Source organism: Actinokineospora globicatena, from assembly GCF_024171945.1.
Lineage (GTDB): Bacteria > Actinomycetota > Actinomycetes > Mycobacteriales > Pseudonocardiaceae > Actinokineospora > Actinokineospora globicatena.
In genome coordinates this window covers 49,139-69,204 of sequence record NZ_JAMTCR010000004.1, presented here as the reverse complement: position 1 = coordinate 69,204, position 20,066 = coordinate 49,139, and the positions used below count along the sequence as shown (strand labels likewise).

General features: G+C 69.1%; 16 protein-coding genes. 9 read left to right on the top strand and 7 right to left on the bottom strand.

Annotation, left to right across the window (positions count from 1 at the left end):
• Window positions 1–95: 95 nt before the first annotated feature.
• The 7 genes from LV79_RS19230 (at window position 96) to LV79_RS19200 (ending at window position 10,559) form a co-directional block, all read left to right on the top strand.
• The gene (locus LV79_RS19230) at window positions 96–410 is read left to right on the top strand and encodes a pilin (protein WP_253838705.1); all 315 of its coding nucleotides are present in this window, start codon (window positions 96–98) and stop codon (window positions 408–410) included.
• Window positions 411–639: 229 nt separating this feature from the next.
• Window positions 640–2,742, top strand: a complete 2,103-nt coding sequence (locus LV79_RS19225) for a TrbL/VirB6 family protein (protein WP_253838703.1) — start codon at window positions 640–642, stop codon at window positions 2,740–2,742.
• Window positions 2,739–3,929: a PrgI family protein gene (locus LV79_RS19220; protein WP_253838701.1), complete on the top strand. Its 1,191-nt coding sequence runs from the start codon at window positions 2,739–2,741 to the stop codon at window positions 3,927–3,929. Before LV79_RS19225 ends, LV79_RS19220 begins: the two co-directional genes overlap by 4 nt.
• A complete protein-coding gene (locus tag LV79_RS19215; RefSeq protein WP_253838699.1) occupies window positions 3,929–5,818 on the top strand; it encodes a VirB4 family type IV secretion system protein in 1,890 nt (629 codons plus the stop codon). The genes LV79_RS19220 and LV79_RS19215 overlap by 1 nt, the downstream gene beginning before the upstream one ends.
• A 26-nt stretch (window positions 5,819–5,844) precedes the next feature.
• The gene (locus LV79_RS19210) at window positions 5,845–8,439 is read left to right on the top strand and encodes a helicase HerA domain-containing protein (protein ID WP_253840350.1); all 2,595 of its coding nucleotides are present in this window, start codon (window positions 5,845–5,847) and stop codon (window positions 8,437–8,439) included.
• A gap of 96 nt (window positions 8,440–8,535) precedes the next feature.
• Window positions 8,536–9,579, top strand: a complete 1,044-nt coding sequence (locus tag LV79_RS19205) for a replication-relaxation family protein (RefSeq protein WP_253838697.1) — start codon at window positions 8,536–8,538, stop codon at window positions 9,577–9,579.
• Between the two features lie 5 nt (window positions 9,580–9,584).
• Window positions 9,585–10,559, top strand: a complete 975-nt coding sequence (locus LV79_RS19200; RefSeq protein ID WP_253838694.1) for a C40 family peptidase — start codon at window positions 9,585–9,587, stop codon at window positions 10,557–10,559.
• A gap of 37 nt (window positions 10,560–10,596) precedes the next feature.
• Here LV79_RS19200 and LV79_RS19195 read toward each other — a convergent pair whose 3' ends face one another.
• A complete protein-coding gene (locus LV79_RS19195; protein ID WP_253838692.1) occupies window positions 10,597–11,343 on the bottom strand; it encodes a hypothetical protein in 747 nt (248 codons plus the stop codon).
• 206 nt (window positions 11,344–11,549) lie between these two features.
• A complete protein-coding gene (locus tag LV79_RS19190) occupies window positions 11,550–11,801 on the bottom strand; it encodes a hypothetical protein (protein WP_253838690.1) in 252 nt (83 codons plus the stop codon).
• Window positions 11,802–12,277: 476 nt separating this feature from the next.
• Between LV79_RS19190 and LV79_RS19185 the strand changes: the two genes are divergently transcribed.
• Both LV79_RS19185 and LV79_RS19180 read left to right on the top strand, forming a co-directional pair.
• Complete coding sequence (locus tag LV79_RS19185; protein WP_253838688.1) at window positions 12,278–13,123, top strand: winged helix-turn-helix domain-containing protein; 846 nt, start codon at window positions 12,278–12,280, stop codon at window positions 13,121–13,123.
• Between the two features lie 436 nt (window positions 13,124–13,559).
• Window positions 13,560–15,347 (top strand): DUF7380 domain-containing protein, encoded by a 1,788-nt coding sequence (locus tag LV79_RS19180; RefSeq protein ID WP_253838686.1) that lies wholly within the window; start codon window positions 13,560–13,562, stop codon window positions 15,345–15,347.
• A 112-nt stretch (window positions 15,348–15,459) separates the two neighbouring features.
• Here the strand turns inward: LV79_RS19180 and LV79_RS19175 are convergent, their stop codons facing one another.
• The 5 genes from LV79_RS19175 to LV79_RS19155 all read right to left on the bottom strand — a co-directional run bounded on the left by LV79_RS19175 (window position 15,460) and on the right by LV79_RS19155 (window position 20,053).
• Entirely contained in the window at window positions 15,460–16,719 is a 1,260-nt protein-coding gene (locus LV79_RS19175; protein WP_253838684.1) for a hypothetical protein, read from the bottom strand.
• A gap of 460 nt (window positions 16,720–17,179) precedes the next feature.
• Window positions 17,180–17,557, bottom strand: a complete 378-nt coding sequence (locus tag LV79_RS19170; RefSeq protein ID WP_253838682.1) for a hypothetical protein — start codon at window positions 17,555–17,557, stop codon at window positions 17,180–17,182.
• A gap of 159 nt (window positions 17,558–17,716) precedes the next feature.
• On the bottom strand, window positions 17,717–17,956 hold the full coding sequence (locus tag LV79_RS19165) for a hypothetical protein (protein ID WP_253838680.1): 240 nt from the start codon (window positions 17,954–17,956) through the stop codon (window positions 17,717–17,719).
• 6 nt (window positions 17,957–17,962) lie between these two features.
• The gene (locus LV79_RS19160; RefSeq protein WP_253838677.1) at window positions 17,963–18,217 is read right to left on the bottom strand and encodes a hypothetical protein; all 255 of its coding nucleotides are present in this window, start codon (window positions 18,215–18,217) and stop codon (window positions 17,963–17,965) included.
• Window positions 18,218–18,304: 87 nt separating this feature from the next.
• Window positions 18,305–20,053: a vWA domain-containing protein gene (locus LV79_RS19155; RefSeq protein ID WP_253838675.1), complete on the bottom strand. Its 1,749-nt coding sequence runs from the start codon at window positions 20,051–20,053 to the stop codon at window positions 18,305–18,307.
• Window positions 20,054–20,066 lie beyond the last annotated feature (13 nt).

Genomic DNA, 20,066 nt, shown 5'->3' with positions numbered 1-20,066 from the left:
CACCGACCACCGGCCCGCGCGGACGTGGATGCGACGCCACGCCCTCTCCGGACCCAATCACGTGCGTCAGGCGTCGACGATCGCGCCGCCGCGGCTTGGCGGTCACCGGGCTGGCTTCGCTGGCCGTGCTCTCCACCGCCTCGTCGGCGCACGCGGACACCATGGTGCTGGCGATCGCGGGCAGCGTCGACGAGGTCCTGACCAACATCCGCAACTGGCTGATGGGCATCCTCGCGCTGCTGGCGACGGTGTTCCTCACCATCGGCGGCGTCCGCCGGGTGTTCGGCGGCGGCGACCCCGGCGAGCAGGAGAAGTCGAAAGAGGCGTTCAAGGCGGCCGGGATCGGGTACGCGTTGGCCGCGTTGGCCCCGCTGGTCGTGACGGTGCTCAAGGGCATCGTCGGGGGTTGAGCCGATGACCACTCCTACCGGCACCGCGTCGCCAAATGCCGCGGCAGCGACCACGCGAGACGGATCGGGCCGAGTCACGGACCGACCCATGCTCGCACCACCGACAGCAGGCAGACGAAAGACACGGTTCGCGCGAGCGCGGGCCCTGGTGGCGTTGACGATCAGTCTGCTCGTCCTCCTCGTTGCCGCACTAGCCGCTGCGGACACCGGCTCCCGTACCAGCCCACAGGTGTCTCTGGCCGCCGCCGTGCAGCCGCCTGTGCTGCCGATTCCCACGGTCGACCCCGACCCGTGCGGCTCGCTGCCGTTGCCGGTCTGCGGGCCCCCGTCCACGACCGGGACACCCACTTCGTCGAAGCCGCCGTGCACCGGCGAGGGCTGCATCCCCCGACCCGGCGCGACCACCACACCCACACCCGCACCCGGGCCGGGGACGGGGCAGCCGGGACAAGGCGGTGACGAGGAGGACGACTGCGGGATCACCGACATCGGCGCGTGCATCACCGAGGCCATCAACGGCTTCTTCCGCGGCATCGTCACCGAAGCCCTCAACCCGCTGCTGGACCTGCTGTCGCGCACGTTGTTGACCACTCCGATGCCCGACTCACTCCCCCGGCTCGGCGAGCTGTGGAACAACTCCTGGCAGATCCTCGTCATCGCCTACGGGCTGCTCGTCCTCATCGCGGGCGTCATCGCCATGAGCTACCAGACCCTCCAAACACGACACTCGATCAAAGAACTCCTCCCCCGGCTCGTGGTCGGGTTCCTGTCCGGAGCGCTGTCGTTGTGGGTGGCGACCAAAGGCATCCAGATCGCCAACGCACTCGTCGCCGCGATCATGGGTGGTGGCGTCGACGCCACCACCGCCGGGCAGACACTGCGCAACCTCGTCATCGGATCACTCAACGGCGGCCTCTGGATCGTCTTCATCGGCATCGTCATCGCCGGAATGCTCATCGCCCTGCTCACCACCTACGCCGTCCGCGTCGCCCTGACCCTGCTGCTCATCAGCGGCGCGCCACTGGCGTTGATATTCCACGCCCTCCCCCAGACCGAGGGCATCGGCTACTGGTGGTGGAAAGCCTACGGCGGCTGCCTGGCCATCCAGATCGGGCAAAGCCTCACCCTCATCACCGCCGTGAAGATCTTCCTCGCGCCGGGTGGGTTCACCATCTTCGGACCGACCATGTCCGGGCTGGTCAACCTCCTCGTGGCGCTGTCGTTGATGTACATCCTGTTCAAGATCCCGTTCTGGGTACTCGGATCCATCCGCGGCGGAGGCGGTGGACGGTCCCTGATCGGCGGACTCGTCAAGGGCTTCCTCGCGTACAAGACGTTCGGCCTGCTCGGCGGCGGAGGCGGCGCGCGGCGGGGAACCCACTCGACCGGCACCGCGAAGAACGGAGGCCGCGGCGACGGGGGCGGCGACGGTCAGCTCGACCCATACAGGTCCACGCGCGCCACTTCGAGCGGTCAGTTGATGCTGCCATTGCCCGGTGTTCGCCGCACCCGCCCGGGCGCGGGAAAGAAGGCCCCAAGGCCGACAGTGACACCGGCCACCCCGGGCGCGGGCCAGGGGCGTCAGCTGGCGTTGCCGTTGGGCGAGGACTGGCCGGAGAACAAGCCGCTCTTCGGACGCGACGGCCAATACCGACTGCCCCTGAAGGTGCACCCCACCTCTACGACCGCTCCATTACCTTCGGTGGCCGATCCCGGCGTCTCCCGCACGGGTAGAAAACGTGCGACGCAGCCCGAGCTGCCGTTTGATCCCTACAAGGGCAACCGCCCCACCAGCTCCGGGCAATACCCGCTCCCGCTGGCCGGGGTGCGACGAGTACCGCGTCCACCCACCCCGACACCGGCCACCGCGACCGCTCGTCGTCCCCGCGCGACACAACCCGAGCTGCCGTTCGACCCCTACAAGAGCAACCGCCCGACCAGCTCGGGGCAGTACCCGCTGCCGTTGGACGGTGTGCGGCGAGTGTCAGTCCCGCCACCCGCGTCGACCCAGAGCCCGGTGCCGCCGAAGCCGACGGCTGCACGGCCCCGGGTCGTGCAGCCGGAGTTGCCGTTCGACCCGTACAAGGCGATTCGCCCGACCAGCACAGGTCAGTACCCGCTGCCGCTGGAGGGCGTGCGGCGGACTCCCACACCACCGCCGTCATCGACACCGGCGCCATCCTCTCCCGCGCCCTCGCGCCCGGCACCGCGTGCCGGGAAGCAGCTGCGGTTGCCGCTGGATCTGCCGAAGCCGCCGCGCCTCGCTCCGCCTCCCCCACCGCCCCCGCCGCTTACCCCGCGGCCCGCTCCCCAGTCCGGAGGTAAGTCATGACCGCGCCCGTGCGCATTCCGGCCGATGTGGACATGCACGACCGTGTCCTCGGCCCCCTGACCGCCCGCCAGCTCGCGATCCTCTCCGCCGCCGGAGCGGTGCTCTACCTGCTGTGGGCCGCCACTCGCGCCCTCGTTCCGTTGGCGGTGTTCCTGGCTGTGGCGGTCCCCGTCGGCGCCGCGTCGGCAATGCTGGCGCTGGGCCGCCGCGACGGCGTGCCGATGGACATGTTGCTGCTCGCCGCGATCCGCCAGCGCCTGGCCCCGCGTCACCGCGTCGCCGCTCCCGAGGGCGTCCGGCCCGCACCCCCCTGGCTCAACACCAACCCCGCCGACGCCGGAGTGAGGAAGGGCATGGGCCAAGTGTCGCCTCCTGGCGGAGGGGTGTCGCCGTCGGCGTTGCGGTTGCCCGCCGAGGCGGTCACCGAAGCCGGGGTGGTCGACCTGGGTGCCGACGGTCTGGCCGTGGTCGCGGTGGCCAGCACGGTGAACTTCGCGCTGCGGACGCCGAACGAGCAGGAGGCGTTGGTCGCCTCCTTCGGCCGCTACCTGCACTCCCTCACCGCCCCGGTGCAGGTTCTCGTGCGGACCGAGCGCTTGGACTTGTCCGCGCAGATCGCCGAGCTGCGGGAGCGGGCCGGTGGGCTGCCGCACCCGGCGTTGGAGGCCGCGGCGGTCGAGCACGCCGACTACCTCGTGCAGCTCGGGCAGCAGTCCGACCTGCTGCGCCGCCAGGTGCTGCTCGTGCTGCGCGAGCCCCTCGGTGTCGCCGCGCCGACCGACGGGCTGGGCGGCCCCGGCCCTCTGGCGGTGCTCGCCGCGATGACCGGCAAGCGCCGCAAGAACGCGGACAAGCGTGCCGACGCGGGTGCGCGGAGGGCGGCGGAGTCGCGTCTGGTGCGTCGCCTCGGCGAGGCGGCGGAGCTGCTGTCCTCGGCCGGGATCGTGGTGACCCCGCTCGACGCCGGGCAGGTCACCGCCGTGCTGGCCTCGGCGTGCAACCCGGACAGCCTGCTGCCGCCCTCGGCCGAGCTGGCGGGCGCCGACGAGGTCATCACCACCAGCGCCGCGGGGTTCGTCGAGGACGACCACGACACCGTCTCCCAGCACAACCCCCGGATGCCCACCCACGACGAGGACGACGACTGGGACTACGACACCGTCGAGGACGAGAGGGGACGCTCCTGATGGGCACCCGCACCCGCCGCACCAACACCTCGGCAGCTGTAGCGCCCGGGGCCGCCGCGTTCACCCCCGACGCCCTGTCCGTCGCCGCCCGGCACCTCGAGGTGGGCGGCGAATGGGTCTCCTCGTTCGCGGTCGTCGGCTTCCCCCGCGAGGTCCACCCCGGATGGCTGGCCCCCTTGCTGACCTACCCCGGCCGCGTCGACGTGTCCGTCCACATCGAACCTATCGAACCCGCCACCGCCGCCGACCGGCTCAAGAAACAACTCGCGAAGCTGGAGGCCGGGCGCCGCCACACCGCCGAGCACGGCCGCCTGTTCGACCCCCGCGTCGAGGCCGCCACCGAAGACGCCTACGACCTCAGTTCCAGGGTGGCGCGCGGCGAGGGGAGGTTGTTCCGGACCGGGCTGTACCTGACCATCCACGCCACCACCGAGAAGACCCTGGCCGACGAGGTCGCGGCGCTGCGATCGCTGTGCGCGTCGTTGTTGCTGGACGCCAAACACACCACCTACCGCAGCCTGCAGGGCTGGGTCTCGACGTTACCGATGGGCCTGGACCTGATCGGGATGCGCCGTACCTTCGACACCGCCGCGCTGGCCGCGTCGTTCCCGTTCACCAGCCCCGACCTGCCCGCACCCGACCCCACCAGCGTCGCGGCCCCGTCCGGGGTGCTCTACGGCTACAACATCGGCTCCCAAGGGCTGGTGCACTGGGATCGGTTCGGCGACGGGATGCACAACCACAACAGCGTGATCCTCGGCCGTAGTGGCTCCGGCAAGTCCTATCTGGTCAAGCTGGAGCTGCTGCGCAGCCTGTACCGGGGTATCGAGATCGCCGTCATCGACCCCGAGGACGAATACGCCCGCCTCGCCACCGCTGTCGGCGGCGCCTACGTCCACCTCGGCGCCCAAGGCGTCCGGTTGAACCCGTTCGACCTGCCCATCCACACCAGAAGTGACGGTCGCCGCACCGCGCCCAAGGACGCTCTCACGCGACGCAGCCTGTTCCTGCACACGGTGATCGCCGTGCTCGTGGGTGAGGAGCTGGGGGCGGGTGAGCGGGCTGCGTTGGATCGGGCGATCGCCGCGACCTACCAGTCCGTCGGCATCACCGCCGACCCCCGCACATGGACCCGCCCCTCTCCGATCCTGCGTGACCTGCGCGATCGACTCGCTGAAGCCGGCCAGGTGGGCGAGCGGTCCGCGGCCGAACTCGCCGCCCGACTACACCCCTTTGTGGACGGTGCTTTCCGGCAGCTATTCGACGGCCCGACCAGCACCAGCCCCGAGGGACACCTCATCGTGTTCAGCCTGCGCGACCTCCCCGACGAACTGAAAGGCGTCGGCACCCTGCTCGTGCTGGACTCGGTCTGGCACCGGATATCCAATCCGGCCATCCGCCGCCCGCGGCTGGCCATCGTGGACGAGGCGTGGGTGCTCATGCAACAGAAAGCCGGTGCCGAGTTCCTGTTCCGCCTGGCCAAGACGAGCAGAAAGCACTGGGCGGGGGTTACCGTCTCCACCCAGGACACCCCGGATCTCCTCAGCAGCGACCTCGGCCTCGCGATTGTGTCCAACGCCGCCACCCAGATCCTGCTGCACCAAGCGCCGCAGGCCATCGACGAGGTCGGCCGAGCCTTCAACCTCTCCGCAGGCGAACGCGCGTTCCTGCTCTCGGCCGATCGCGGACAGGGCTTGTTGTCGTCGGGAACGCAGCGGGTCGCGTTCCAGGTCATCGCTTCCCCGACCGAGCACCACCTGGTCACCAGCAACCCTGCCGAACTCGCCACCTACACCGGCGGCCAGGCGGGCGAGGACGCGTTCGTCGACCTCGGCGTCGCCGACGAGTTCGACGACGAGGGTGACCCGATCGATCTCGGTGTCGGATGAGCCCGCACCCGAGTCTCAAGCACGCGATGCCCGCCGGCGTCCCGCACGCGCCGCTGCCGGGCACCGTGTCGGCGTCGGGGTGGGTGGAGGACTACCTGCGAGACCCAGGCGGCGCGTTCGCCGCGCTGCTGGGACGGCTCCGTGATCTCGCCCTGACCTGGGGTCCGGTCGCGGTGCCGGTGCTCGCGGTCGTGGCAACGGTCGTCGTGGTCGCATGGCAACGGTGGCTGCGGCGGTGTCACGAGCTGCTGCTGGCCGACGCCCGCCAGATCACCGTGCTCGCCCCACCCACGGTGGACCCCGCGGGCGGTGCGGCGCTGTGGTCCAACCTGGTCGGGCTGCTGCGGCCGGGATGGAGGCGGGCTTTCACCGGCCAGCCACATGTCGGTTGCGAGTACGTGTTCTCCGAGGCCGGGGTAGCGATTCGGCTCTGGGTGCCCGGTGTCATCCCGCCCGGCCTGGTCGAGCGCGCCGTGGAAGCGGCGTGGCCCGGCGCGCACACCCGCGTCGGCCCCGCCGAACCACCACTACCCACACCAGGCGAGGAGCAGCGGCGGTTGGTGGTCGGCGGAGAGCTTCGCCTCGCCAGGGCAGAGGCGTTGCCGATCCGGTCGGACTTCGCCGCCGACCCCATCCGTGCCCTGCTCGGCGCCCCGGTCGGACTCGGTCGCGGCGAACACGCCTGTGTGCAGGTGCTGGCGCGCCCGGTCACCGGACGCCGCGTCCAGAAAGCCCGCCGCGCCGCCCGCCACGTCCACACCGGGGGCTCGACCCGGATCGTGGGGCGCCTGCTCGACCTGATCACCCCCGGCACGGGACGCCGAACTCGCCGCACGGCCTCGGCCCGCACGGCCACCGGGGCGCTGCACTCCGACCCACAGACCTCCCTGGAATACAGCGCCCAGAACAGGGCGATCGTCGCCAAACAACGCGGAAGCCAGTTCGAGACGGTGGTGCGCTACGCCGTGGCGACACTGCTGCCCGCCGATACCGACGAGCACCAGCTGCGCCAGGCGCGCGAGGTCGCCCGCGGACGTGCCCACGCCCTCGCCGCCTCGTTCGCCTCCTACACCGAGCACAACCACTTCACCCGCCGCCGCCTGCGCCATCCCGGCGCGACGATCGACTACCGGCAGCTCGGGCGCGGGGACCTGCTGTCAGTGCCCGAGCTGGCCGCGATCGCCCACCTGCCCATCGACGAGGCCATCCCCGGCATCCAACGCGCCGGAGCCCGCGCCGTCGCGCCGCCACCGGGCATCGTCACCCCCGGCCTGGACGCCAAACCCCTCGGTATCACCGATACCGGGCATCCACGACCGGTCGCGCTGCGCGTGGCCGACGCCCGCCACCACCTGCACGTCCTCGGCGCGACCGGCTCCGGCAAGTCCACCCTGCTCGGAAACATGATCCTCGCCGACGCCGAAGCGGGCCGCGGGATCGTGCTCATCGACCCCAAAGGCGACCTGGTCACCGACGTCCTCTCCCGGCTACCGCGCTCGGCAGCCGACCGGGTGGTGATCTTCGACGCCGACAGCCGATACCGCCCGCCCTGCCTCAACCCCCTCGACGGCGGCGAGACCGACCTGACCGTCGACAACCTCGTCAGCGTGTTACGCCGCGTCTACTCCGCCTTCTGGGGACCACGTACCGACGACGTGATGCGTGCCGCCTGCCTCACCCTCCGCGCGCAGGAAGGCGTCGCCACCCTCGCCGACCTCCCCAAACTGCTCGCCGACACCGCCTTCCGCAGCCGGATCACCGCAGGCGTCACCGACCCGGTACTGCGCGGTTTCTGGTCCTGGTACGAGGAACTCACCGACTCGACCCGCTCCCAGGTCATCAGCCCCTTGATGAACAAGCTCCGCGCGTTCCTACTCCGGCCGTTCGTGCGCGACGCCATTGCCGGTGGACGCTCCACAGTGGACATGGGGCAGGTGCTCGACGGCGGCATCTGCCTCGTCCGCATCCCCAAAGGCTCACTCGGCGAGGAGACCACCCGACTGGTCGGGTCGCTCGTAGTGGCCCGCACCTGGCAGGCCGCGACCGCCCGCGCCCGCACACCCCAACGACTCCGCCGCGACGCGAGCCTGGTCATCGACGAGTTCCACAACTTCCTGAACCTGCCCTACCCCGTCGAGGACATGCTCGCCGAGGCCAGAGGCTTCCGGTTGGCCATGACCCTGGCCAATCAGCACCTGGCTCAACTCCATCGCGAACTGCGCGAAGGCGTCTCCACCAACGCCCGCAACAAGATCATCCTCAATGCCGGCCCCGAGGACGCCCGCGAACTCGCCCGCCACACCGCCCCGCGGCTGACCGACCACGACCTCGCCCACCTCGGCGCCTACCACGCCGCCGCCCGCCTGGTCCTGCACGGCGAACAAACCCAACCCTTCACCCTGCTCACCCAACCCCTCCCACCCGCCATCCCCGGCCGCGCCCGCGACATCCGCACAGCGGCCCGCCACAACACCCGCAGGCGAGCGGCCGGGACCACATCGGACACTGCCGGACAGGGCGCTACTCGGCCCCCACAGAGGCCCACCGACCCGTCTCGCCAGGTCGACCGGACCGAGAAGATTACGCGTCCGGCCAGTACCGACCCCCGCCGCGTGCGCTGACGGACACCTCGTTCCACCACCCCATCCCCACTTGCCCGCCTCGCCCGGCGTCCCCGCGCCAGTGCCGGCTTCACCGCGCCCTCCCGGAGGTCTCCGTTGATCACCAACACCACCCAGCAGCGCTCGCTGCGCGGCCACAACCCGACCCGCCCGACCCCGCGCGCGGCCAACACCACCGAACACCGCGCGATGCTCGCCTGGCGGCTGACCCCACGCGACAAGTGGCTCGGTCGAATGCTGTGGGAACACCGCGTCCTCACCACCCACCACCTCACCGACCTCGCCTTCACCGGCCCCCGCAAGACACGCGTCCGGCTCCGCGAGCTGTTCCTGCTCGGCGTCGTCGACCGCTTCCAACCGTTCGTCACCACCGGCAGCTCGCCCATGCACTACGTCCTCGCCCCCGCGGGCGCCGCGGTCCTCGCCGCCGAGGACGGCCTGGACATCAAAGAGTTGGGGTATCGGCATGATCGAGCGTTCGGTGTCGCCCACAGCCTGCGCCTGGCGCACACCGCCGGGGTGAACGGCTGGTTCACCGCCCTGATCGCCCACGCCCGCCACAGCGCGGACCACGACACGGCGTTGACGGCGTGGTGGTCGGAGAGACGCTGCGCCCGCCACTTCGGCGACCTGGTCCGCCCCGACGGCTACGGCCGCTGGCACCAAGCCGGGCGAGCGATCGAGTGGTTCCTCGAGTACGACACCGGCACCGAACCCTTGGGCAAGCTCGCCGCGAAACTCACCGGCTACGCCGCGCTCGCCCACTCCACCGGCATCACCACCCCCCTGCTGGTGTGGACGTTGACCTCACGGCGCGAGGCCGGCGCCCGCCGGGCCCTGGCCGCAGCCTGGCGCGAGCTCGACGAGCCCGCCTCGGTTCCGGTCGCCACTGCCGCGGCCGAACTCCTCGATCCCAACGCCTCTCACCCCGGCCCCGCCGACCCGATCTGGCTCCCCCTCGACAATAGGGCTGGCGGTACCCGGCGCGGTCTAGCAGAGCTGACCGGCGCGTGGCCCCACATCGCACCACCGGTGCCTCCCGGCGGCGACACCGCACTCGGGGTCGAACCATCGGCGACGATGATGCCCGCACCGCACCCGATGCCGCCCGAACCAGGTGGCCACTCGGGACGGCGGTAAATCTGGTGCTCACCAGACTCGTCCTCGGTGTCGCCGCGGGGCTGCTGCTCATCCCCGTCCTGGTCGGCAACGCCGTCGCGGCCGTGGTCGAGGCCCTGTTCGGGGACTCCTCGGACACCCTCACCCTGGCCAACTGCGCCACACCGATCGCCGACATCCCACCCGACTACTGCCTGCTCTACGTCACCGCCGCCCCCGACTGCCCCGGCCTGCCCTGGACCGTCCTGGCCGCCATCGGCAAAGTCGAGACCGACCACGGCCGCTCGCCACTGCCCGGTGTCCGCGACGGCGAGAACTCGGCCGGAGCCGGTGGCCCGATGCAGTTCCTCGCCTCCACCTTCGCCAGCGTCGTTGCCGCACACCAACTCCCCCCGGGCGGGGCCTCGCCCCCGTCCCGGTACAACCCGAGTGACGCCATCCACGCCGCGGCATTCCTGCTCTGCGACAACGGAGTCCGCCGAGGCGACCTCCGCGCGGCCATCTTCGCCTACAACCACGACGACAAATACGTCGACAAAGTCCTCGCCCAAGCCGCCGCCTACCTCCAAGCAGTCATCGGAGGTACGGGCAGCGGGGACTGCAACGCCATCCAAACCCCCAACCCCGCCGCGCTCACCGCGATCAACTACGCCTGCGGACAACGAGGACTGCCCTACCAATGGGGCGGCAACGGCCCCTCACAAGGCGACGCGGGCTTTGACTGCTCCGGCCTCACCACCGCCGCCTATGCTGCCGCCGGAATTGTCTTGCCGCGCACCGCGCACACCCAGTTCCACGCCGGACCACGCGTCCCGGACGGGCAACCGCTCCTGCCCGGCGACCTCGTCTTCTACGGCACACCCACCAAAATCCACCACGTCGGCCTCTACCTCGGCGGCGGACTCATGATCGACGCACCCGAATTCGGCCAAGTCGTCAAGATCGAACCCTACCGATACAACGGCGACGACTACGCCGGAGCGACCCGCCCGACTAGGTGAGATCTATTTAGCCAATGCAAAATACTTAGGAGTTCGACTATTTCATTTTCTCGCTGTCAACGTCATAAGGGCCCCAGTCGTAGGTTCCGCAGTGTATCCCACGCCCGGGACCGAGCTGATACATTCGCCAGGTTCCCCCGATACAATCTTGGTTAAAGGTCGCGACATTTGTCAAAATGAGGCTACTCAATCGCGAAGCCAGTGTCTCGGCCGCGCTTTCCATTGGTACGTTAGCCAAACTATACTCGTGCAGATAGTTGCCTGTAGCGGAATCTAGGCTGGCCAGATAGGCGTCGACAGACGTTTCAAAGCAGTCGCGAACAAGTTCGGCCGCAGAGGACTCGACTTGCAGGTTCGGCTCCACCGCAAGAGTTTTCAATTCGAGCAAGTTTCCTAGGTCAGATTGACCGGAGGGGTGAACGTAGAAGAATTGATATTCGGGATGAACTACACCAGGATTGTATCCGACCACCATTACTCCTATAGAGCTGACGCCGCTCGGATCCTCGTCTTCTATTGACAGCAGCCTGTCGCTCACCGTTTCGCACAGCCCCTGCAGGGATACGCACGATCTCAACTTGGCGCCAGCGGTTCGACGAATAAACGCAATCGTATGCTCGCCATGGACGGTAGCTCGGCCACAGGTCAGAATGACAGCTTTAACGTCGGACTCCACCATGCACGATTTGATCGTATTGTCAATCTTCCGGGTCTGAAATGCAGTTCGTCCGTCGGATATGGCAATGACTCCGTCACTACATCGGAACGCGGCCAGCATAGTCATAGTCCTCAAGTATAGCCTCCTCAGTTGTTAGATCAACTGGGTTTCAACGACATGGCTTGACTTCGCCAGTTGAGGGAAGCGTTCATAAACCTGCGGCCGTTGGCCAGCGGCACACTGAGGCCCGCACCGATTCCGACCGGGGCCGAATGCGTCGAAGCCCACTCGCCGTCGACCAGCGGCATCTCCCCCACTCGGAAGGGAACAGATCATGCCTGACAAGAACCGCCCAGCAGCGTCTCAATGTCGGTCCGACGGTCATAGGAGGTGGAAACCGGACGCAGGACGAGGTCTCTGTCGTAGGGGCCGTCGGCGGGTGGTGGGTGATCCAGTTCCCGGAGAAGCAGGGCGACCTTCCCCGCGCGCCCGGGTTCGCTCTCGTCAATGATGTCCACCGCCGACATCAGAAGCCACCACGCCCATTCCGGGCAACGCATCGGCGGTGCCTCGACCGAGGGCATGAAGATGATCGTGCCCGGGGGAAACCCTTTCCTATGCGCGCAGCGATGCCTCGGTGAGCGGCTGTTGCGGTCGGGCGAATCCCCCCGGCGGGTTCAGGTTCGGCGGCGCGATGACGCGCCCCCACGGCCACGCCGACGGCCGTGGGGGCCAGTTCGGGTGTGGTGTTGTCGGTCGACATTGTCCAAGTGCCCCTTTGGTTCTCGTTTCCGATGGATCGGCGGCCAGGGCCGGCCGGACATGTATGGACGCTTCGTGGCCGCAGTGCTGTCAAGGTCCCCGGCTGCCGGAGTTGTCCGAGACGCGCCCCGACGCCAGTTTCTTGACGTGGCTTGACTTCCCGAGGGGAATGAAGCGTCCATATGCGTGTGGCTCGCAGGCCCTCATCGCATCGGGGGCTGCGCTCGCACCGGCCGAGGGCAACCGAAGCCCCTGCTCGCCACAACGTCACGGCAAACCTGGACAAGAAAGATTGGCCATGCCCAACAAGAACTGCGCCCGCACCGCCCGAACCAGCACGACTCGCCCGGAACCCGCTCTGCGCGTGGTGCCCGATCCGGCCGCGACGGTGACACGCACGGCGACGGAGGACAAGCTGTGGGCGGTGTTGCACACCAACCCCGGCACCACCGCTGTCGAATTGTCCACATCAGCCGGGATCGGGAAGTCCACCGCGCAGAAAATCCTCGCCCGGTGGGCACACGAGGGCTCCGTCACCCGCACGGCGAGCGCTGCCGGCGGCAGTGGGCGCGCCGCCGACCTCTGGACGATCACCGAGACCAGCACCGCCGAACCGACCACAACCGACTCCGACGCGGGCGACGGTCCCGACGCGGTCGACCCCGTCGGCGACGGAGAGGTCCACCCAGTCCCGACCGCAGGCAATGACGACGAGCACCTGGAGACCGACACGCCCAGCGACGTGCCGCAGGAGAACTCCGCGCCAGAGGACGCGCGGAGCGAGGCCGACACCGCCCACGTCGCCGTGCCCGACGAGACCCCGAACACCGAACCGCCGCACTCCACCGAGTCCGGCCCTATCCCCACGCTGGCAGAGGCCATCAAGGCTCGTGTGGGAAGAGCGGCGCGGTTGGCGCCGGGCGCGCTGCGTGGACAGGTCGAGGACTACCTGCGCGATCACCCCGCCCAGCGGTTCAGTCCCACCGAGATCGCCCGGGCACTGGAAGGCCGATCAGGGGGAGCGGTGAGCAACGCCCTCGACAAACTGGTCGCCGACGGCGTGGCGGTGAGGGTCCAGGACAAGCCGAGACGATTCGCCCTCGCCCCGGTCGAGCAGCCTGTCACGGCCACGTTGGAGAGTTGAGCGGCACCCCCACCCTAAATGTTCACTTGACTCGTTGTGCCCCGACAGGATCACCCGTCGGGGCACAACCTTGTCCGCACCTGGCGTGACAGAGCCGGTTGTCGAGCACCGCTGGACGTATTGGCGCCTTCAAACCCCAGGGGCCGGGTCCGGTGGCGGGCGGTAGGATCGCCTGGTCCTGGGCGGACGGCAGCTACATCGTGTGCTATGTGACCGTAGGGGTGGGAGTCATCCTGGAATATCCTATCCGGCCGAGTAATGTTCCGGCCTATATCATCGGGCCTGGCTAGTAGCATTCGGATCTCGATTTGACCACGTGTAGCGAAAGGGCTGCTGGAGGAGTTTCCGTGGGCGCTCTAGGGGTGATCTGATGTCGAGTAGGCCCAACAGGGCTGGTGTTGCGGACTTCCGTTTCGTCGAGACCGCGGTTCCTGCTGTGGCTGCGTTCGCGGACGCGCTGTTGAAGGTGTCGGCCAGTCCGCTGGACGCGACGGTGCACATCGACGAGGTCGCGCAGAGCCATCCCGAAGTAGACGCAGCTACGGTGGCAGTTCTCCGCGACACCCTCCTGTACCGGATCACGCCCGCCTCGGTGGACGATCACGCGGGGGCGGTGCTGAGCCCGCTGGACGGGTCCGTGTGGCCGGTGGCGCTTAGGGATGCGCCACCCGATGTCCGCAGCCTGTGGTCGGCGTTGGCGGTCGAGGTCTCACATTCGGCGATGAAGGCCCGTTGTTGGGACATCGTGTTCACCCTCAAGCTGTCCCAGGGGCGTGAGGCGGCCGAGAAAGCCGTGCGCGCCTACGGGGAGGCCCCGACGACGAGGTTGGCGCCGGACTCGGTGGCCGAACACTTGGTACGCGGATGGACGCTGGCTCGTCAGGTCGGGCTGGTCGCCCTCGAGGGTGAGATCACGGCCTCCATGCGACGCCTGGTCGAGGACGCGCTGGATCGACAAGCTGACCCGCACGCCGTCACAGTGATGCTCGCCGCCTTGACGGCCCCACCTCGCCGCAGCAGGACCCCAGCACCGCCGGTCGCGAACGTGGCTGAGTTGTTGGACCGCGCGGTTACAACCTACCCAGAGATCCACATCATCGATGACCTCGTGACGTTGGTCCGCAAGCACGCGAGCAACGACCCCGGCCGGGTCAATCATGCCAGTCGACACCTGATCAACACGATGATGGCCGAGGCTCAACGGCATCACGAGCCCATGGTCACGCGGACCATGCTCGCGGATGCGGCCGCTCAGGCCAAACGCTTCGGTCTTGCCGACCTTGAGCGTGCCGCGATCACAAGCCTCCAAGCCGCCCCCGCGCCGACGTGGCAGACCACTCGGCACGAGGTCCCCATCCCTGACGGATACCACGATCAGTACCTGCCCGGGTTCGCACAAGCCCAGGACTGGCGGCAAGCCTTATTCATCTGGTTACGCACCAGTTGTCCCAGCGGGCGACTGGAGACCAACCAGGTTACCGCGCAACAGGTCGAAGAGAGCTCAGTCTTCCGACGCCTGGCCACGACCGTGGTCTTTCGTGACGATGGCCTTCCCGCTCGGACCCTGGACCCCGGATCCGCATCCAGCCGCGAGCTGTCGCGCATCGAGACCCTGTCCATGGGAGCCCACGGCCTCGTGCTCGGCCGCGCCCTCCACCAGATCCGCGTCCGCTTCGGCATTCCCGATCGCGCAGACGTCGAGGAGTTCCTCGCCAGCTCTGGGGCCCCGATGCTCGTCAGCACCCTGGCGGAGGCGTTCGAGCTGTTCTGGATCGGCCGGTACAGGGCCAGCGCCCACCTGGCAGTTCCGCTAGTGGAGGCCGCCGTCCGCGCGTTGTTGCTGGAGTTCAACGAGCCCATCTACCGAGCCCAGGCAGGCGATACCCCGGGGCAGTTCGCCGGGCTCGGCGCACTCCTGGACAGCCTGATCAGCATCGACTTCGACCCGGACTGGGAGCGGTTTCTGCGCACCCTGTTGCTCGGTGAGGGCGCCAACATCCGCAACCTCACCGCACACGGCTTCCTCCACGACATCGACCCGGTCAATGCCGCGCTCGTCCTACGTGCCGCAGCGGTAGTCGTCATGCTCACTTCCGATGGCGCTGTCCGTGAAGACGACGCCGCCGTCCGAGCATCGACCCCACGAGGAGTACCAGCACCACGTCGCTGGCCGCAGCGAGTCTCCGCCGCACTATGGGCCGCCTGGATGGAGCTCAAGCGATGAGTTCTCGATCATGATCTCGTTGGCCTGTCACACCTTCGCTTCGTGAGGATCTAGCCTGGGCCAGGAAGATCAATCCAGCACATCCCCCACTGGGTGGACTTCGGTAGCGGGGTCACGGGGTGCTGTGGTGGTCGATGAGCGCCCGCACGGCGCTGGCGGCGGCAGTGTCGAGCAGTTCGGCGGCGCGGGAGGGGTTGTCGCTCTCGGCGTAGCGGTCGGCGTCGAGCAGGAACCGCAGCGCGGTCACGACCTCCTCGTACGCTGGTGAGACGCCGTCGGGCAGCTGGCGCAGGTTCGCGGTGGGGCCCGGCTCCAGGAGGCTGTGCAGGATCTCGCGGATGGCGTGGGAGGCCATGTCGGGCAGGGGCCGCTGCTGGTCGCAGACCTCGTCGAGAACGATCTGCACGGTGAGGGCGACCTCGCCGCGGCGAGTCAGGTAGTCGGCCGTCACCGGGGTCAGGGTCTCCGTGATCGGTGTCGGTGTGCCGCGAAACCCCGGTCGCCAGCTGAAGGTGACGCGGCCGGGGGCGCGTTCGCCGGGGGTGGGCAGGTCGGCGTCCGGGCCGGTGGCGGTCACGGCTCCGCCGTCGGGTTGGTGCGGGTCGGGGCGGAACCACGGTCCGTCGCGCAGGCACGCCAGCACTTGTCCGTCGACGAGGGTGTAGGCCCACCAGCCGCTGCTGTCGGTCGCCAGCCACGGCCAGCTCGCGCTCTCGTCCCGTCCGGCCTGGACGGCGAACTCGGATGGCGTGGCTATCTGGTCGGCCAGGAGCGTTTCGACGGCGGCCTCGTAGGCATCGGAGGTCGTGGCCCTGAGTATCTCCGGGGTTCCGCTCACAGTGGTGAGGACGCTCGGGTGGCCGGACTCGGCCAGCGATCCCAGCCAGCGCGCCTGCGGGCCGGTACCGAGGTAGAAGTCCGCGTGCGCTCGCCGGGCGTGGCGGTCGCCCGCCGTGTACCAGGCCGGTGGTCCTCCGGCGTCCGGACGCGCGAGGGGCGGCGAGGCCGAGGGCACGGGCGAGACCGAGGGATCGACCCAGGCACGCCTGGTCGGGTCCCACACCGCCTCGGTCAGGAGGCGGTACACGTCCGGGAGCTCGGGGCCGAGCATCCACCCCAGCTGCAGACAGTCGAGGTACCCCGCCGACCACCCGGTCCACTTGTCCAGGCCGCAGTCACCATGGTCCTCGCGCTCGCGCATCAGCCGCTGCAGCCCGGTCACCAGGCATGTGGCCTTGTCGCAGCCGCCGTCGTCCTCGTCGTAGTCGTGCTCCCGGCCGACGGGGACGTCGCAGTCGGGGCAGCGCGGCTGGTACTCGTACAGCCGCAACCGGCGACCGGGGCCGGACGTAGGGGTGGTGTTGTCGTTCATCGTGTCTCCCTCTGCTGTAGGGGTTTCTAGGCCGTGTTCGGTGCGTCCGGGGGTCGCCACGCGTGCGCAGCAGCGATCGGCACCCGACCAGGGCTGATCACGCACCGTCCACGACGAACACCCTCAAGGGCGGGCACGCGACAACGCCCTCCTGCGTGGGAGGCCCCCGGCAAGGCCGTGGCGGGTCAGTAGTCGCACTCGTCGTCGCATTCGGTGGTTTCCGCCGCTGGTGATGAAGAGGCACTCATCGTGGTGGGAAGTTGGTGAAGATCACCGATCCGTTGGGGGTGCTGGAACATGTGCAGGGCGCCGCAGTCGGTGCGTGCTCGGTCGATGGGTGGCGACCTCGATGTGGATGTCGGAGGGAAAACCCCCGGCCGGGGACGAGCAGCGCGCTGATCGCGGCACGTGCCGTGCTCGGTGCTCATGGTTCGGGGTTCTCCCGGGGGGGTGCGAGGGGTCAGTTGGTGGGTTTGGGGTGGTTCTCGTCGGCGAGACGGCGGGTAATCTCGTCCGCCCAGCGGTCGACCTCGGCGTCGGAGCCGTCGCGGAGGCCGGTGAGCACCATGACGGCAACGCTCTCGCCGATCGGGTGGATGTCGGGGCTGTCGAGGACGATGTGGACACCCTCGGAGGTGACGACGTGCCAGTCGCGTTGCCGGACGCGGTCGGCGCAGAAGAACGAGCCGATGAGCACGCCGTGGCGGGTGACGCACCCGTACCACGTTTGTTGGGCGCCTGCGGGGTCGAACACGATCGCGGTGACCTTGTAGCCACCGTCCTCGGTAAAGCTACGGGCGGCAAAGTACCGGCCGTCGGGGGCCTCGGGCGTGGTCATTGTGTTTCTCCTAGTGAGGGTGAGCGCGGTGCCGAGGTCGCGCATGAGCGGCAGCGGAACCCCGGGCCCAGTAACGGGCGAAGGGGGGTTGAAAAGGTGCTTGTTGCGGGCTGCGGCCGTCGCCGTTCGAGTGCGGTCTGGGACGAATGGCGATGGATGTCACGTCCACCCGAGTGCGTCGACGGCGTGGGCGGGAAGATCCCCGAGTCGATCGCCGATTCCCAGCCAGACAATGGGCGGGTCGGTGGGGGCGGCGTGTTCGGCGTCGTCGGGTGTGCACGCGACGCCCGCGAGTATGTGTGCCGCTGGATGCTCACGCGTGGCGACGCAAATGGGAGTGTCGGGGTCGTGGGTGACGAGTGCGGCGACCAAGTCGCCCACCGTCGCGATGCCGTTCATCGCGGGTCACATCCATCCCAGTGCTGTCGCCGCACTGTCTGGCAGGCAACAACATTCCGAGTCTTTGGCGGCGATATGGACCACCGGCGTGTCGTTGGGAAGATCGCAATCGTTGTCCGTGTCGCCGGGGCTACAGGTGACGCGTTCGATGGTGTAGTCCATGAACTCGGCACCGGCGGTGGCGATGCGAACCGGGGTTGCGGGGTCGTGGGCGACCAGGGCGGCGATCAGTTCACCCACGGTCGTGATCGAATCAGACATCCAAGATCACCTCAAGGATTCCGTTGGTATGGCGTTGTTTTCTCGGACATGTCCCAGGGTGTACCGCCCCGGGGCATGTCCGGGTGGCTAGTGGGCGGCGCGTAGTGCGGCGGTGGCGGCGCGCCCGATCGCGCGGGCGGTGGTGGCGGGGTCGGTGAGTTGGTGCACGGCCACACCGGTGAATGGTTCGTCGGTGGTGTGGGTGGTCAGCCACAGCACCGCGCACCCGGACGCGCGCAACCGGTCGATCCGTTGTTGTCCGGCGCGGCGTTCGTCGGGGTCGAAGTGTCCATCCGAGATCACCACACACAATCGGGCGGCGCCGGGTCGGGTCAGTCCTAGCGCGCCGTCGAGTGCGTCGGCGGCGGTGGCGATGGCGTGGCTGCCGTCGTTCGCGGCGAACTCGGTGACGTTGGCGGGGTGGGCGCCGGGATGGGTGATGGGACGCACCGAGTAGCCGAAGATCACGGTGGCGGTGGTGACGTCCACCGTGGCGTGACGGCCGCCGTGGGCGAGTATCCACGCGGTCGAGGCGACCGGTTCGCGTAGGTGTCCCATGGAACCGGACACGTCACAGGCCACGGCCAGTTTCAGCGGTGGGGCGGGCACGACGAGTCGGGTCGTGCGGGTGAACGGTTCGGCCGTGACGTCCGCACCGGCCGCGCGTTGGGCGTCGGCGGCCAGCACGCCGCGCATCCGTAGCCGTCCGGGCGGAAACGGTGACGTGGTCTTGACCGCGACCCGGTCACGTGCGCCCGCCGTGGACAGGGCACGGCCGAACACGCGCGCGGCTGTGCGTTCGCCGGTGGTGGGTGGGCGGGTTCCGGTGGTCGCGGTGGTCCCCGTGCGCTTGCTGCGGACCGGACTCAAGAACACCGTACGCGCGGCCTTGTGCGCAGCCTCGCGGGCGGCGTTCTCGGCCGCTTGCGCCGCCGCCGCGATGGCGGCGGGGTCGGGTGGTGTCTGGGCTGCCACGGCCGCCGACACGGCGGCGACGGTGGCAGCGATGGCGGTGGCCAGTGCCGACGCCGCCGCACCGGACGGATCGTGATCCCCCGAACCACCGGGCATGGGCGCGGGGGTGGGGTCGTCGGGGTCGGTGCCGACGGCAAGACACCACCGCCGCGCGATGTCGATCATGGTGTCGGCGTCGTCGTCGGCCGTGGCCAACGCTTCCCGCCACAACCCGCGCAACTCGTCCAGCAGCGGCGCGCCGGTGATCTTCTCGACCGCGTCGGCGACCGGGGCGGTTTCGGCGGCGGTCAGGATGCCGCCGTCGACTCGTGCCAGGATCAGCGCGGCCGTGCGGGCGGCGTCGGCCGTGGTCATGTGCTGCGCGCTTGGGGGGTCGGTGGCATCGGTGTCGTCGAGGATCAAGTTCACCGCTGACGCGCGCAACCACAACCGGTCATCGGGGCGGCGGCGGATGTGCGCCGCTTCCATGCGGGATTCTTCCAACACCATGGCGGCGTCGGCGATGCCCGGTGGTGTGCCGTCGGGTGGGTCCCACAGGCTGTGGGCGGCGTGGGCGCACTCGTGGGTCAATAATCCCCACGCGGTCGCGTAGCGGGCCCGGTCGTGCGGGTCGGTGGGGTCGACTGTCGCGGGGTCGACTCCCAGGTGGACACCGTCGACTTCGATCAACGCGCGGGTCGGGTAGAAACACGCCGGGGCACCACCGCCAGCGCCGGGCGCGATCGTGACCAACAGATCTTCACGGCCAGCGATCACACCGACTTCATCGGTCAACGCCACCGACAGCGTCGACCACTCAGGGCGGGCGGGAAACACGGCGGTACCGGTGGCGTTCGGGTCCAATGCCAGATGGGAAGTCATCGCGCTAGGGTCC